General features: G+C 43.2%; 14 protein-coding genes. 4 read left to right on the forward strand and 10 right to left on the reverse strand.

Annotated elements, in window-relative coordinates:
- Positions 1-45: 45 nt before the first annotated feature.
- The 8 genes from kdsB to rsmG all read right to left on the reverse strand — a co-directional run bounded on the left by kdsB (position 46) and on the right by rsmG (position 8310).
- A complete protein-coding gene (gene kdsB, locus JFC10_RS05520; protein WP_198332021.1) occupies positions 46-858 on the reverse strand; it encodes a 3-deoxy-manno-octulosonate cytidylyltransferase in 813 nt (270 codons plus the stop codon).
- Between the two features lie 37 nt (positions 859-895).
- The gene (gene lpxK, locus JFC10_RS05525) at positions 896-2035 is read right to left on the reverse strand and encodes a tetraacyldisaccharide 4'-kinase (protein ID WP_198332022.1); all 1140 of its coding nucleotides are present in this window, start codon (positions 2033-2035) and stop codon (positions 896-898) included.
- 66 nt (positions 2036-2101) lie between these two features.
- Positions 2102-3889: a lipid A export permease/ATP-binding protein MsbA gene (gene msbA / locus JFC10_RS05530; RefSeq protein WP_198332023.1), complete on the reverse strand. Its 1788-nt coding sequence runs from the start codon at positions 3887-3889 to the stop codon at positions 2102-2104.
- A 90-nt stretch (positions 3890-3979) separates the two neighbouring features.
- The gene (locus tag JFC10_RS05535; RefSeq protein WP_025651795.1) at positions 3980-4411 is read right to left on the reverse strand and encodes an ExbD/TolR family protein; all 432 of its coding nucleotides are present in this window, start codon (positions 4409-4411) and stop codon (positions 3980-3982) included.
- 72 nt (positions 4412-4483) lie between these two features.
- Positions 4484-5218 (reverse strand): MotA/TolQ/ExbB proton channel family protein, encoded by a 735-nt coding sequence (locus JFC10_RS05540; protein WP_198332024.1) that lies wholly within the window; start codon positions 5216-5218, stop codon positions 4484-4486.
- A gap of 85 nt (positions 5219-5303) precedes the next feature.
- Complete coding sequence (locus JFC10_RS05545; protein ID WP_198332025.1) at positions 5304-6449, reverse strand: ParB/RepB/Spo0J family partition protein; 1146 nt, start codon at positions 6447-6449, stop codon at positions 5304-5306.
- Between the two features lie 139 nt (positions 6450-6588).
- On the reverse strand, positions 6589-7368 hold the full coding sequence (locus JFC10_RS05550; RefSeq protein WP_193011337.1) for a ParA family protein: 780 nt from the start codon (positions 7366-7368) through the stop codon (positions 6589-6591).
- 225 nt (positions 7369-7593) lie between these two features.
- Positions 7594-8310, reverse strand: coding sequence for a 16S rRNA (guanine(527)-N(7))-methyltransferase RsmG (rsmG, locus tag JFC10_RS05555; protein ID WP_198332026.1), 717 nt, complete (start codon positions 8308-8310; stop codon positions 7594-7596).
- A 339-nt stretch (positions 8311-8649) separates the two neighbouring features.
- Between rsmG and JFC10_RS05560 the strand changes: the two genes are divergently transcribed.
- The 3 genes from JFC10_RS05560 (at position 8650) to JFC10_RS05570 (ending at position 13566) form a co-directional block, all read left to right on the forward strand.
- Positions 8650-11481: an ATP-binding protein gene (locus JFC10_RS05560; RefSeq protein WP_198332027.1), complete on the forward strand. Its 2832-nt coding sequence runs from the start codon at positions 8650-8652 to the stop codon at positions 11479-11481.
- A gap of 230 nt (positions 11482-11711) precedes the next feature.
- Positions 11712-12830: a helix-turn-helix transcriptional regulator gene (locus JFC10_RS05565; RefSeq protein ID WP_198332028.1), complete on the forward strand. Its 1119-nt coding sequence runs from the start codon at positions 11712-11714 to the stop codon at positions 12828-12830.
- 88 nt (positions 12831-12918) lie between these two features.
- On the forward strand, positions 12919-13566 hold the full coding sequence (locus tag JFC10_RS05570) for a TerD family protein (RefSeq protein WP_198332029.1): 648 nt from the start codon (positions 12919-12921) through the stop codon (positions 13564-13566).
- A gap of 114 nt (positions 13567-13680) precedes the next feature.
- On the opposite strand, the gene JFC10_RS05575 is transcribed toward JFC10_RS05570, so the two are convergent.
- Together JFC10_RS05575 and JFC10_RS05580 are read right to left on the reverse strand one after the other, a co-directional pair.
- Positions 13681-14664, reverse strand: coding sequence for an ion transporter (locus JFC10_RS05575; protein ID WP_198332030.1), 984 nt, complete (start codon positions 14662-14664; stop codon positions 13681-13683).
- A gap of 181 nt (positions 14665-14845) precedes the next feature.
- Positions 14846-15022 (reverse strand): hypothetical protein, encoded by a 177-nt coding sequence (locus JFC10_RS05580; protein ID WP_198332031.1) that lies wholly within the window; start codon positions 15020-15022, stop codon positions 14846-14848.
- 483 nt (positions 15023-15505) lie between these two features.
- On the opposite strand from JFC10_RS05580, the gene JFC10_RS05585 reads away from it, so the two are divergent.
- On the forward strand, positions 15506-16147 hold the full coding sequence (locus JFC10_RS05585) for an OmpW/AlkL family protein (protein WP_198332057.1): 642 nt from the start codon (positions 15506-15508) through the stop codon (positions 16145-16147).
- Positions 16148-16316: the final 169 nt, after the last annotated feature.

Genomic DNA, 16316 nt, shown 5'->3' on the forward strand with positions numbered 1-16316 from the left:
TAGCGTGTTCATGACGCTTTAGATGAAGTATTTTGCTTAGGCTATTTATCCAATTGGACTCTGAAAGTCAGTCAAGCTCATGGCATTTAAACGGTCTAAATCTTCTTGCGTATCGACCCCTGCTGGTAGATGACAAGCAGCAACTGCAATAGCAATTTGCTCTCCATTTTCTAAAACGCGTAACTGCTCTAGGCTCTCAAGTCTCTCAAGTGGTGTTTGCGGCCAATGCACAAACTGCTGTAATAAACGGACGCGATAAGCGTATAGCCCTAAATGACGATAAGCATTTTTTGGTGGGTTTCTATGATCGTCATTGGACAATACGATATCACGATCACAAGGAATGGGCGCTCGGCTAAAATAAAGCGCACGTTGCAAGTCATTAGATTGTTGACTGACAACCTTTACCACTGATGAGCGCATAAAGGTCTCATAGTCGTCGATAGACTCACACAAAGTCGCCATCACGCTATCACTGTCTGCGACCAAAAGTGCCTGCACCTGCTCTAATAATAACGGTGGCACTAACGGTTCATCACCTTGCATATTGACCACGATATCATGGTCAGCCCATCCTTTGATGGCGGCTACTTCTGCCAAACGGTCAGTGCCTGAAGCATGCTCGCTACTGGTCATCACCACATCAAACCCTGCATCCATGCATACCTTGGCAATATCGTCATTATCTGTGGCAATGCACATATCATCAGCGAAGTGCGCTGTTTGCGCTTTTTCAGCAACCCAAAGAATCATCGGCTTACCATGTATTTCTAGTAATGGCTTGCCAGGCAGCCGTGTGCTCTTAAAACGAGCAGGGATAACAATATGAGTTTTGGCAGGTATAATTACTGACGACATGGGGTTTCCTATAGCAATTTTTATACGGTTTAAAGCATCATTTATTATTTGCTTTATTATTGTTATTGGTACTGTCATTGTTTTCGATATCAATACCTAGCTTCTTTAGCTGCTGCTGCAGATTATCATAACAGCTGTCAGAGAGTTCGGCGGTTACTGGCAGTACCCATAGTCTGTTTATCAGCTCTTGATACTCATCATTTAGCGCTTTATCAGTAGTGGCTTTCGACAGCAACGCTCTCATTTTTACCGCATCTTTACTGGTTACTACGATTGGATATTCGGTATACTGCAACAATTCCGCCAAGTCAAAATCATAATGATCAGGATAAGCATGTCCAACGACATCGAAGCCAAGCGAATTTAAAGTATCAAAAAACCGCTGCGGATAACCAATACCGCTCACCGCATGTACTTTATGGCCCTTTTTAGGCGAATCAATGTGAGAATAAGATAAAGTAGGTTGCCATAAGAGTTGCAGAGCATTCGCCTCTAGATGCATCGTCAAGCGATTGGCTCGATATAGACTGCTATTATCTTTGTTATTATCAACTGAATCTGTTGTTAGTGGCTCATGGTAGATAACAGTTGCCCCCTGTAAGCGTGACATGGGCTCACGTAAAAACCCTGTTGGCAAGAGCTGTTGATTACCAAAGCCTCGTGTCGAATCGACCACAATCCATTCAATGTCACGTTGCAGTGCATAATGCTGCAAGCCATCGTCGGCAATAATGAATTGCAAGTCAGGATGGGCAGCTAACAAGGTCATAATTGCTTGCTTACGATCAGGACATACTGCCATGGGCGCATTTGTCATATTAACAATCAAACAAGGCTCATCCCCTACCACATTGGGCAAACTGGTGGCATCGACCAAAGCGGGCATTTGACTGGTATCACCACCATAACCACGACTAATAACACCTACCTTTATTCCCCGTTCTTGTAGATAATCAACCAAGGCAATAATCAATGGCGTTTTGCCACTACCACCCACGCTGATATTACCGATCACCATAACGGGAACAGGCGCACGATAACTTTCTAACAGCCCAGATTTGTAAGCTTGACGACGCAGCGTGGTGATGAGTCCATACAACCAACTAATAGGTAGCAATAGCCATAGCCAAGCGGCTTGACGTTGCCAGGCACGCGTCACTGTCGTCTCAATGCTCATTATTATTGGCTACTTATCCTATTATTTTAGTGCAGCAAGAGTGTTGCAAGATAGCGATACATAAATCTACTCAAAATCGCGCTCATACATTTGTGCATAATGACCTTGCAATTGCATCAGCTCATCATGCGTGCCTAACTCAACGATTTGACCACTATCTAACACTGCGATACGATCTGCGGACTCAATAGTGGTTAATCGATGTGCAATGACTAACGTCGTACGATCTTTCATCACATTATCAAGCGCTTGTTGAATGTAGTACTCTGACTCATTGTCTAACGCACTGGTTGCTTCATCTAAAATTAAAATCGGCGCGTCTTTTAATAGCGCACGAGCAATCGATAAGCGCTGACGCTGCCCGCCAGAGAGTTGCAAACCTTCAGCACCGATTTCACTTTGATAGCCATTTGGCATTTTCATAATAAAATCATGGGCAAAAGCATCTTTTGCGGCGCGTTCAACTTCAGCTTGGGTTTTACTGGCTAAGCCACCATAAGCAATATTGTTAAATACCGTGGTATTGAACAGGACTACTTGTTGATTGACCATCGCAATCTGCGCCCGTAAGCTCTCAAGCTTAATGTCTTCAATCGGTATGCCATCCAAGGTAATTTGCCCAGAAGAAGTCGATAAGGTACGCGTCAGTAAATTGACTAAAGATGATTTACCAGCACCACTTCGCCCTACCAATGCAACCGTCTCACCCGCTCTTACATCTAATGTAAAGTCACGCAAAGCGACCGTCGAATCAGGATAAACCAGACTGACATTATCCAGCTTAATTTCACCTGTCAAAGTAGGGCTAAGCACACCAGTATCTGTTTCTTCTGGCTCATCTAGCAATGCAAAAATAGACTCACCTGCCGCAATCCCTTTTTGCAGTTTTTGATTCACATCAGTCAGTGAGCGCACCGGTTTACTGAGCAATCCTGCAGCAGCGATATACGAGATAAACTCACCCGCTGAGATATTGTCTATCACCGATGGGCGCAGTGCGAGCCACACCACAACTGACATGGCTATCGCCATTAGCAACTGTACCGCTGGTGTATTGATACTATTGGTCACAACGACCTTCATGCCTTGGCGTAAGTTCTTTTTTGATGTTTTATCGAAGCGTGCGGCTTCGTATGCTTGACCGCCATAGTTTTTGACAACCTGATAGCCACCGATAACTTCATTGGTAATATGGCTGACATCACCCATCGTCTCTTGAATGCCCTTAGACAACTTTAGATAACGCTTTGAAGCCACACGAATAAGCCACAATATGGGCGGTAGCACAATAAACAAAATTAACGTCAAACGCCAATTGCTATAAAGCAAGAAGCCTATCAAGGCCACGACAGTCAAACCATCTCGCAGTAGCGTCTTCATAGAGTCTGTGCTGGCTGCGGTGACTTGCTCAACATCAAATATCAGCTTGGATGAAATGGTTCCAGCAGGATTGGCCAAGTAGAAGGAGCTTGGCAGACGAAGCAATTTATTAAAGACTTCCACCCGCAGCTCATATACCAAATTACGCGAGACCAGAGCAGAGTAATAATTACCCAAAAAGCTACCAACACCGCGGACAAAAAATAGACCAATGATCAATAATGGAAATAAATCCTGTTTGCTTTGATCGCTCTGATTAATGGCGTCGGTGATGTATTGAAGTAATTTGGCAATCCAAATCTCTGTCGCTGCATTAATCGCAAAGCCTACCACAGTAAGCATTAATGCCCACCAATATGGTTTTAAATAACTCAGCAAACGCAGCAAGGTCTTATGTTTAGGTATGTTTGACGGCTCTGCTGATAATGTTTTAGCAGCAGTTTTTGCAGAGTCAGGTTGATATGCTTGGCTCATAAAAGCCTCAATTTGGGGGTCATAATATGAATGGACTGCGCTAAAATCACAGTGTTATAAAGGCATCAATGGCACTAAAGTAGTTATAGGCTACTGCGGTAACGGCTGACCAAGTGGCACGACCGTACTGATATTAAGGTTCAAAAATCCCAGTTTACCCGCAATATCCATCACTCGTACAACCGATTGATGGGTGGCATTGGCATCCGCAGCAATAACAAATAGCATGTCACGATTACTGCCTGCTTCTTGTTGTAGCATGCTGGTCAACTCTGCCTCATTGCTACTGGCAAGCGTAATACCGTTCACCAGATAACTGCCATCTTCTTGTACTGCCACTTCGATACTATTTTTCTCTTCTGTCAGCGCGACACCTTCAGCTTCAGGAAGAATAATATTTAAACGGCTAAAATGATTAAACGACGTTGCTAACAGCAAAAATACGATCAAAAACAATAAACAGTCAATCATCGGGGTCAAGTTAATTTCGAGCGGCTCAACAGTCGGTTTTCTAAAGCGCATATCACTCTCTTTAATTTACTGAATACTCATGTGCTTGATGGATTATTAGGGCCTGCTGAACAGTCACAAATATTAAGAAGTGAGAGCAACACCATTATTTGAGTTTAACCCATCCACTGCATACTCGTGATCTACAACGTCATCCGATGGCGCACGATGTGCAGGCACATTCAAACCAGCAGTAGAGGTATTTTCCAGCAAATGATAATCATACAACTCTTGAATCATTAGCCCCGCTTGCGTCTCAAATTGGGCATTAATATCGATAATACGGCGCTGAAAATAACGATAGGCAACCAGTGCTGGAATAGCCACGATCATACCAGCAGCAGTCGTAATCAACGCTTGTGACACACCAGCAGCAAGCATCGTTGGGTCTTGCATTGCGCCATCGGTAATCGCCAAAAATGACGAAATAATGCCTAATACCGTACCTAACAAACCCAGTAGTGGCGCAATCGCCCCTATGGTCCCAAGCATATTGATGTTTTTTTCTAACTGATGCACTTGTACGCTAGCGCGGTTTTGCATATGCATCGTCATCGAATCTAAGCCATATTGACGATACAGCAGCCCTGTCGCTAAAATATCTCCCAAAGGTGTTTTTTCTTTGACATTCATCAGCTGTGTACGACCAATATCCCCATTCTCACGTAAGCGTGTGATTAGCTGTTCGCGCAACCTACTCGGGGCAACTTTATTAAACTGTAAGGTATGACTACGCTCGATGATGATAACCAATGCCAATATTGAGCACACCACGATAGGCGTCATCAACCAACCACCCGCTTGTACCAACTCCCACATACTGACTCTCTTTTATATTTTTATAAGAATAGCGGTTATCAAAATATCTCAAGTTCAAAGCATCACGACAAACTCGTTAGCGATATCAAGCCTGTGCTTCTATATGCTTAATTAAGGCTGCTAACTGATCTTGGCTGTGGAAAAATATCTCAACACTACCCTGACCATCTTTTTTGTGTTTGAGTTTGACTTCAGCCCCTAACATGTCTGTCAGTCTTTGTATCAAACGCTCAGACTCACGAGATTGCGTTTGCTCAGCACGATTGGCTTTAGGCGCAGGCTGCAAGATCGATTTGACCAACTTTTCAGCGTCGCGTACTGTCATACCGCCATCGATGATTTTTTGCGCGATAATTGGCTGCTGCTCAGAAGATAATGCCAATAGTGTGCGCGCATGACCCATATCTAAGGCGCTATTTGCCAAATGATCTTTGACTGTATCATGTAGCTGATTGAGACGCAGCAGGTTTGATACGGTGGTGCGCGCCTTGCCAACGACTTCGGCAATCATCGCATGACTCATACCAAATTCAGTATGAAAACGTTGTAATGCGGCGGCTTGCTCAATCACTGACAAGTCTTCACGCTGGATATTTTCAATCAAGGCCAGTGCGATGGCAAGCTCATCCGATAAAGCACGTTCAATCGCTGGGATGACAGATTTACCTGCCATTTTTGCCGCACGCCAGCGACGCTCACCAGCAATGATTTCATGAGTAACGAATGCTTCACTCTTGTCTTCATTGGCCAACAACGGACGGATAACGATCGGTTGCATGACGCCATGCTGCTCAATCGAAGACGCCAGCTCTGCAAGCGCCGTTTCACTCATATCACGGCGTGGCTGGTACTTACCCGCTTGCAAACGCGTGACATCTATTTGCACCAAGCTGATTTGGTCTTCAGATGCACTGGCATCCGTTCCATTAACACGACTCTTATTAACCGTACCTTTGTTTACCGTACGCGGCGACCGTGTGCTACGACTACTGGCAATGGTGTCAGAGGCAACAGGTTTGGCCATTGGTTTTTCACTGGTCTCGTTACTATCAGATTGAACAGGCGTGCTAATATTTAATCTATCAGCGTTTAGCGTTTCAGCTGGCAAAGTACTCTCACGCGCCGCCATATCGTCTTGCAAGGCAGAGGCGGTGATTTGCTTTTCTTTTTTGATTGACCCCAATAAGGCATCTAAGCCTCGATTGGCAGCCAACCCTCTTTTCTTCGCCATGATTACCTATCCTCTAACGCTAAAATAAAAGCCAAATAATTATTAATACAACTTACTCATTACTCATAAATATAATATTCAATATCTGTTTGCACGCTTTTGCCTGCAGTCTATCATTGGTGCTAAAAAAATATGCATATTAGTCACTTTGTTTCATGACTTCAGCCGCCAATTTTTGATAAGCGCGCGCACCTTTTGACCATCTCTCATAAGCGATAACTGGCAAACCATGCGCTGGCGCTTCTGCTAAGCGAATATTTCTTGGAATATGGGTCTTATACATAATATTGCCAAAATGCGCTTCCAGCTCGGCAGAAACATCACGAGCCAGTGTATTGCGTGCATCAAATAATGTTCTCACCACACCGCGGATATATAGCTTCGGATTCAACTCGGTTAAACGCTCAATCGTCTGCGACAAATCAGCCAAGCCTTCTAGTGCATAGTATTCACACTGCATCGGAATAATGACGCTATCTGTAGCAACTAACGCATTAATCGTCAGCAAATTCAAGCTGGGTGCGCAGTCTATAACCACATAGTCGTAAGCCGGTTCTTTAGCAGCTAGCTGATCATTGACCAATGCTGCCATTGCTGTTTTAAACAGCTCATGACTATCGGTCTTATTCATCAAGGTAATATCCATGCCAGCCAAATCACGATTGGCACCGATCACATCAAACCCTGCCGGACTAGTAACAATAGCATCAGACAGCGACACCCCGTCCAATAGCACGTCCGCTATCGTCAGTGCTAATTCGTTCTTATCGACACCCGTACCACTGGTCGCATTACCCTGTGGGTCTAAGTCAATCAGCAGTACATGCTTGCGCTTCGCAGCCAAGCTGGCGGTCAAATTTACTGCCGTCGTGGTTTTGCCCACGCCGCCTTTTTGATTCGCAATTGCTATGATTTCCATACACTCACTCAATTTAATTAGGGTCTATTACTGTTATTTTACTTTTGACTTGAACAATCAATTTTTCGCTAAATTTTGCATAGCATAATACTCATAAGCGTCAAAAATACGAGTATCTCTATATAATTAGCGCGATCTGTATCACCATATTTTGAATATTATGCCATTCAGATATCAACAAAATCATGTGGCACCGATATGTATCATCTAAAAGGTGTTCATAGCTTAGACATTTTTATAGGACAATTCAATTAAATGACGACTATCATGTAAACGAGGCACTTTAAGTTTAATCGTCTTAATATGCCAGTCATTGTCTAGTGCTTGTAGTTCTTCATCACTTGGTGCTTTGCCTTTCATCGCGCATAAGTAACCATTATCTGCTAAGCGCGGCTGAGCCACTTCGACAAAGTCGATCAAACTGGCGAAGGCTCTAGAGGTCACAACGTCATAGCTGGCTTCATGCGCCTCGATACGAGAAGCGATTGGCTGCATATTATTCAAACCCAGCTCGCTACTGATTTGCTTAATAAAACGAATTTTTTTCTGATTACTATCAAGGGCGGTGCATTGACGCTCTGGCTGACAAATCGCAATAATAACCGCTGGCAACCCTGCTCCCGTGCCAATATCTAACAGTGACCCTGATGGTAAATGCGTTATAATAGCCAAACAATCAATCACATGTTTGATCAATGCCTCTTCTGGATCAGTGATGGCGGTCAGATTATACGCTTTATTCCACAACAAAAGCTGGTCTAAGTACAATAATAATGTGCGCTGCTGCGTCTCACTCAAGGATAGACTGAGCTCATTGACCGCTTGTGCCAAGGTATTTGCCAGCGCTGGTAATTGCGCGCCAAGCTTTACAAAGCCAGTTGGATCAATACGGATATTGCCCGTGTTAGCAGAGGATGAAGATGTTCTAGTAAAGTCTGACATACAACGAGTTATCCAGTTTTGACATGTGAACCGTCTATTTTATCATGCAGTCTGCCCATTGAATAGTTGCAGATTGCGCCAATGTGAGACATCTTATACTATCTGAGCCTATATTGAGGCGTTATTGTTCTTTGATCACCTTAAATGGATGATGAATGATTGCTTATATATGCGTTTTTGACAAAGCCTGCTAATGATACAAAACTGCTTTTAATGATTTATCTAAAGTATGGCTATATCTTGTAAAATACCTGTATTAATGATTAAGCTCAGTACAAAAAATTCAGCATAACAATCAATATAACCATTCCACTTTCTACAAACGATTACTGTACACCTATGACTGAACAGCCACACATCTCTACCTCTCAATTATCAAAAGACGCTAATAAAAAAGACGCTAATAATATGGCAACACCCATCATTGAATTAAAAAGCACCAAATCAGCAACAGCGAATGCACCACATCCATGCTTTATTGATATCAAGCAGCGCTGCCTTGTCACCGCTGAGCAACTAAAGCGGTATAGCGACCCTGATGAGTTGCCCACGGATACCCGCACGGCACCAGATCTAGACGTTGGCTTTGGTCAGCAGCGTGCCCTAAAAGCCTTACAAACGGCTTTGGATATCAAAGCCAGTGGCTATCATGTGTTTGCGGCTGGTGAAAATGGCTTGGGCAAACGCACTGTCATCAGCCGCTTGCTAACGCGTATTGCCGCCGATGCACCCACACCTGATGACTGGGTATATGTGCATAATTTTACCGATCCACGCACCCCACTAGCCTTGCGTCTACCTGCGGGACAAGCCTCCTTATTGCAGCAGCAGGTCAATCATTTATGGCAACAAGCCAAAAAACGATTGAGCCAACGCTTTCGTAGTGACCAATATCAAAGCAAAATCGAAGCCATCAAAAACGACACTCATCAAAAAGAGAGTCAGGCTTATGATGTGCTCAATGCGGAAGGTAAACAATATGATTTAGCACTGACGTTTCGCTCCTTTGATAATAAAGCAGTGTTTGTACATCACAGTCAACTGGCGACAGAAACTAGTGGTGGTGATAACAAAGCATCTGCTAGCCATAAAAATAAATCCGTGAGCGAGAATAGTAGCAAAGCGAGCACTCCTAGCACCGACCATAACAATCCTATTAATGCAGAGCGGAATGAAAACAATACTGAATACGGCAATAGTGAATACGAAGCTGAGCTAAATAACTTCGTCCAAAAAAACCATATGCAAAAACGCTTAAGTCAGTTGACCATCGCGTTAGAGCAGCTAGAGGACGAAGCCAATGATGCAATAGAAGCGCTGCATCGCAATATTGCACGGCGTGCATTACAACCGTTATTTGCCCCCGTTTATGAGCAATTTGCCAGTCATCCGCTGGTCATTGACTATCTCAAAGCGGTATTTGCCGATATGGTTACGCATGTCGAGCGCATCGTCAATGGCGATGATGAAGAGTTTGTAACGGCAGTTTTGGCCACGACCCCAAGTCGCTATGCGGTCAACGTCATTGTCAGTCACACCCCAGAAGATGGCGCACCTGTCATCTTTGAGGACTTACCGACGCACTTGAACTTGTTGGGTCATGTCGAGCAAATCACCCAATTGGGCACGGTCACCACTGATGTCAGTATGATTCGAGCGGGTGCTCTACACCGTGCCAATGGTGGTTATTTACTATTAGAAGCGAGTCACTTACTTGAGCATCCTTATGCTTGGCAAGGTCTCAAGCGTGCACTACAATCACGAAAAATCAAACTCTCTAGCCTTGAGCAGATGCTAACTTTAACAGGCAGCTTATCGCTAGCGCCTGCCCCCATTGATCTTGATATTAAAGTAATTTTACTTGGCGAAGCTGATTTATATTATGAGCTATTAGAGCTTGAGCCTGAATTTGATGCGGTGTTTAAAGTACGTGCTGACTTTCACGATGATGTGGTTCGCAGCAGTGAGCACGAATTGGCGTTAGTCGCAAAAATGGCTGATATCATTGACTATGCCAACCTCTATCCGTTTGATCGTAGCGCGCAAGCTGCCCTACTTGAGCATTTAAGCTTACAAGCAGAAGACCAAGACCGCTTAAGCTTGCACAGTGATTTATTAATCAAGCTATTGCATGAGTCTAACCGCCATGCACATTTGAACGGACAAAACATCGTCAGCGCCAATCATGTGACCCACGCTATTGATGATATGGATGAGCGCTCAGGATACCTGCGTGACCTCTATTGGGATGAGCTAAAAAATGGTCAGCAGCTTATTCAAACCCAAGGCAGCGCTGTCGGACAAGTCAATGCGCTGACAGTGGTCAGCTATGCCGATAGCGAGTTTGGCATGCCCGCCCGCTTGACTGCCGTTATTCAACCAAATATCGGTACGGGTGAGATTCTCGATATCGAGCGTGATGTGGATCTAGGCGGTAGTTTACACGCCAAAGGCATGCTGATTATGACCAGTTATTTGCGCGCGTTATTCAGTCAACATCATGCACTCAACTTTAGTGCCTCACTCGCTTTTGAGCAGAGCTATGCCCATATAGATGGCGATAGTGCCACCGTCAGCGAAGGTTGTGCGCTGCTATCAGCGTTAGCAAATGTGCCAATTGATCAATCATTTGCCATTACTGGCTCTATGAACCAATTGGGCGAAGTGCAAGCGGTTGGTGGCATCAATTCTAAAATTGCCGGATTTTTTGATGCGTGCCGCGAGCAAGAACTGACTGGGCAGCAAGGCGTGGTCATTCCGATGGCCAACGTCAAACAGCTCATGCTGCGTGACGACATCATTGCTGCCGTCAAAGCGGGCGAATTTCATATTTATGGTGTCTATACACTGAGCGAAGCCTTGACGCTGATGACTGGTTTACCTATCGATACCATGAACAAAAAAGGTCGCTATCGTAAAGACACGTTATTTGGCAAAGTTTTAAGTCGTCTGATGTTATGGGATGAAAATCAAGATCGCAATGACGATGATATTGATGATAAAAAGTCCAAAAAGAAAGATAAAAAAAAGCAGAAAGCAAAGCGTCAAAAAAAAGAGGAAAAAAGACAACAAGAAAAACGTAAAGACAAGGTAAAGGATAACGAAGTCGTTATAAATGAGGATTCAAGCATCGATAACGATGCTAGTAAAATGCCCATTGACGACATATAAGCTGATTTATAGCAAAAGTTAACCGTGTTAAAACCAATCAATGCGTCAGTGGGCTAATTCATGAGATACCCTAGAGCGTGTCCTCATTTTAAAAATGGAGATAGAAATGTTCATTGATTGAATTGAGGACATGCCCTAGACGCTACGATGCTCTTCTGCGATGATAAATGGTTAATGCTACGCTAAGATATACAAAAGCCAACTCGTAATTTCATAAAGGTTATCGCTTAATGACTGTACATTCTATTGACGCCGACCATTCTCACGCTCAAACAAACTCAGTTGAGCAAGTTCATACTGTAGCGGCATCGGACAGTCATGTCTCAGGAGACAGCAACGATAATCGCCATGGTGCAGCAACAACGGCGCGCCAATGGCAAGTGCTATCACAACTACAGCGCAATCGCTGGGTGGGCACAACCCATATCTACGAGCAGCTTATGATGGCAGGCTTTGACATCAGCCTGCGTACTGTTCAGCGCGACTTAAATGCGTTGGCGAAACGCTTTCCCATAGAAAAAAACAATGCCAACCCGCAAGGCTGGCGCTGGCGTGATGACGCGCCACTCCAAAGCTTACCGCACATGAATCTATCGCAAGCCGTCGCCTTTAATATGGTTGAAGCCAATCTAACTCAGCTATTACCACCCGTTATTTTAGACGAATTATTTCCATGGTTTGACTTGGCAAGGCGGCAGCTAAAAAACAGTAAAGTCACACATTCATGGATCGATAGAGTGCGTATTGAGCCTGCCACTCAGCCGTTAATCGCGCCACATATTGACTTGGATAGCAAAGACAATATCTACCATGCGCTATTTTATCAATTACAAATCAAAGCCAGTTATACCCGCAGCAATAAATCACAAGCCAGTGAATACCTTTTAAATCCTATCGCTATTATCCAGCGCGGGGTGATTATTTATCTGCTGGCAACTCGTACTGATGATCCAAAAGCCACCATTCGCACCTTTGCTCTACATCGATTTTCTAGCGTTGAAATTCTTGAAAATGCCGCTCAAACGCCTGATAATTTCCAACTCGATAGTTATTTGGATGCTGGTGGTATGGGCTTTAGCCATCCCTTATTCGGCGAGCTACCTAATCATGGTAAAAACACCGCCATTGAGCTACAATTCACCAAACAGGCAGGAAATAGCCTGACTGAAAGCAAACTCAGTGACGATCAAACTGTCACGTTGAATGATGACATGCTGACCATCCAAGCCACGGTCAATCTAACTTCACAACTGGTTTGGTGGTTACGTGGTTTTGGCAATGGTTTATTAAATTCCAAACCAGAACTGTTACATCAAGCCGTGTTGGATAAGTCTTTAGATCATAAATAACAACTGCGGGTAATGACGCTCAAATTTATCCGTATTCAGACGATTACCACTATTTAAAAATTAAGAACGAAAATAAATAAGGAATGTTATGTCGACCACTGCCTCATTGCCATTACTGTCAGACAGTTTAAGAGGACTGGGTTTAGACGCTGGAACCTTATTTTTTGCGCTAAACTATGAATTTACTAAGATTGAACCAAAAGGTCTGTTTAAGCGCTTCAAAAAAAATCAGAGCGCCATTGATATTGATTTGGCATGCGTACTATATGACGATAATTGCACCATTAGTGACATCATCTGGTTCAAACAATTGCGCGATAAAGCGGAGTCAGTGAAACATCAAGGCGACAGTCTCAATGGCAAAGATCGCGGCGAACAAGCGATGTATTTGGCACCTCTTGACCAAGAGCAAATCAGGCTTTATTTAGATAAAATTCCAGCACATATCACTCACATCGCTATGATAGCCAATTCTTACTACGGTCATCCGTTTTCGAGAGTCAAAAAAGGCGAGATTCATCTAAGCGATGATGAGGGCAATCGTTGTTTTGAAGTCAATCTAAAGCAACTGCCACGTGATTGTACGACGCTTTGGGTCGCACATTTACGCCGAGAAGTGGATGATTGGCATCTCACGCTGCAAAACTTACCCCTTCCTGCCAAAGACTTGGCAACGGCGGCGCAGCAAGTCGCCCATGAATTGGCACGGGCACTCCCTATTCCTCAAGCCATCTAAATGCCATAAAATATCCGTGTATTTCTAATAAAAAGGGTGCGACGTTCTTATAACGTCGCACCCTTTTCTTAAATACCTATTTGTTTGAAGCCTAAAATAATCACGATAAAAGGTTTACAGTGGCTCTCCGCAATGTGGGCAAAAATTCTTTTGTCGTGTTTCTACCTCTCTTTCGCGGCGCTCAAGCTCTTGTTCGCGTAATACCTGTAATACGATATTTTGTGCCTGCTCTTTATTCAGTCCAAGCTCACGGCGAATTTTATCGATCATCATCTGATTTTTTACCAAATCAAAATCGCTATCAATCAGCTGCGCTCGAAATTCCTGTTCAAGTCCTTCCAGACGCTGAGCAAGCTCATTGGCCAATCCAGTCGCTAAAATACCTGCAGGTAAGGCGGCCAGACCCACACCCAATATGGTAATAACCGCACCCAATATTTTACCCGCATTGGTAATAGGCGTGACATCGCCATAGCCCACCGTCGTTAACGTCACCACCGCCCACCACATCGCCTTTGGTATCGATTCAAACTCTTCTGGCTGGGCATGATTTTCAACCAAGTAAATACCACTAGATGCCGTCACAATCATAATTATTAGAATAAAAATAACCGCTTGGAATGAGCCTTTTTCTTTGCTGATGACTACCAATAAGATGCGCAGAGAAGCAAAATAGCGTGTCAGTTTGAGAATTCGGAACAAACGTAAAATACGTAAGAAGCGTAAATCAATCGTAACAAAGAAATTCAGAAAAGCCGGCGCAATGGCGACCAAATCAATCAATGCGGAAGGACTCTTCAACCACTCCCAGCGCTGACGCCAAGTAGTTTGCTCTGGCTTTTCCTCAGCCACACTCCACAAACGCAGCAAATATTCAATAGAAAACACCACAATAGAGAAATTTTCAAACCAAGTAAAATACTCTTGATAAGGGTAATACCAACTATCAACCGACTCAGCAATGACTGCTGCTACATTGGTCATGATTAAAAATATTAAAAAATAATCAACGCAACGGCTAAACAACGTATCGTGCTCATCATTTTGCAGAATATTGTAAACAAAAAGACGCAAGCGCCGTATAGATTGGAATAGCATGCCGTCCCTATGCGGTGAAACACCGGTCTTGTATTAATAGAATAAAGCAGTCATCACAGCATATGACATTAATGCTCGGTCACCATCAACACTTCATACCCATTACTACTTGGCAATGCACTGCTCTCAAAGCATTGCTAATAATGGGGCTGGCTTATTAAGTATGAATCATGATCGGTGATTATACAAAATTTAAATAATAAATGTAGGCAGACAAAATTAGAATCAGCACAATCGTCACGATAGCGGATCGTAAGAAATTCTCATCAGCGCGTAACTGCTGACTGACATCTTGCGCAGGCAGCAAAAATAAGTTGCACTCAGGGCAGCAAGAGTCCATCCGATTTAATATCGTCATAGAACGTGCATTTGTGCAGCGTAGAGGAGAATTACTACAATAGCCAAGCATAATATATTACGCCTCTTTTTGTACCATTATCGTTCATTCGAAACTTATTAAACCATCATTACCGACTTTAAGTTCTTAATATTTTAACATTCTGAAAATATCAGCGAGAGTTCAGCATCATTAACTATAGGCTAAGTTTACTAATCGTATCCCAATACAACATTAGCATGACGGAATCTAAGCCCTACTTCACAAACACTAACTATCCTAGATAATTTTTAATTACTCCAACAAATATACCTTTTACGGTAAATTTATGCCATAAAAGCCATTAATATGCGTTTAAAACCTTACAGTAAATATGGTTTTGTACTATAATAGCGTTGTAATGTTACAGATTAGTCAATAATCATAACATTGTGTATCGGTAACTAATGTCATCCCTCATTAGATAACCACCGATAATCTTCTATTATGTTAAGGAATCAAATGATGAAACTACAATCCCTAGTTTTAGCCACTGCTGCTGCACTTACTATGACCACAGCATTTGCTGTACCAGCTGGTACTTGGTCTATCGCTGCTGGCGCTCACATGGTTGATCCAAAGAGCAATAACGGTACTCTTGCAGATGGCACTATTGGTGTCGACGTAGACAGTGATATTCAGCCAACCATTAGCGGCGAATATTTCGTTGCCAATAACGTTGGTATTGAATTACTAGCCGCTACGCCATTCCATCATGACATTACCTTAACTGCTGGCGACACTACTATTGATGCTAAAACTCAGCATTTACCACCCACTCTATCTGTACAATATCACTTCGATGGCTACAACATGCCTATGAATGTGAAACCATTTGTTGGTGTTGGTGTTAACTATACGACTTTCTTTAAAGAAAAAATCTACAGCGATGCTTTCGAAAAATTAGAACTTGATGATAGCGTTGGCGTTGCTGGTCACATTGGTCTTGATATACCTTTTGCCCCAACTGAATACTTCCGTATTGATGCTCGCTACATGGACATCAAAACAGATGCCAGCGTAAAAGCTAATGGTGAGACCATTGAACTTGGTGAAGTTGACATCAGCCCTTGGGTATATGGCGTTGCTTTTGTTAAGACTTTCTAATATAACATAAAGTAATATGAATAAAAAAAGCCGGCTTAATCGCTGGCTTTTTTGTGCCTAAAATTTAGAAGATAACAGCCATTAATATCTAAACAACCTAACAACCAATAAGCTCATTAACGTTAAATTTTAAGCATAAAAAAAGACCGTCCTAAGACAGTCTCCTTTT

It is taken from the genome of Psychrobacter aquimaris (assembly GCF_016107525.1).
GTDB classification, from domain to species: domain Bacteria; phylum Pseudomonadota; class Gammaproteobacteria; order Pseudomonadales; family Moraxellaceae; genus Psychrobacter; species Psychrobacter aquimaris.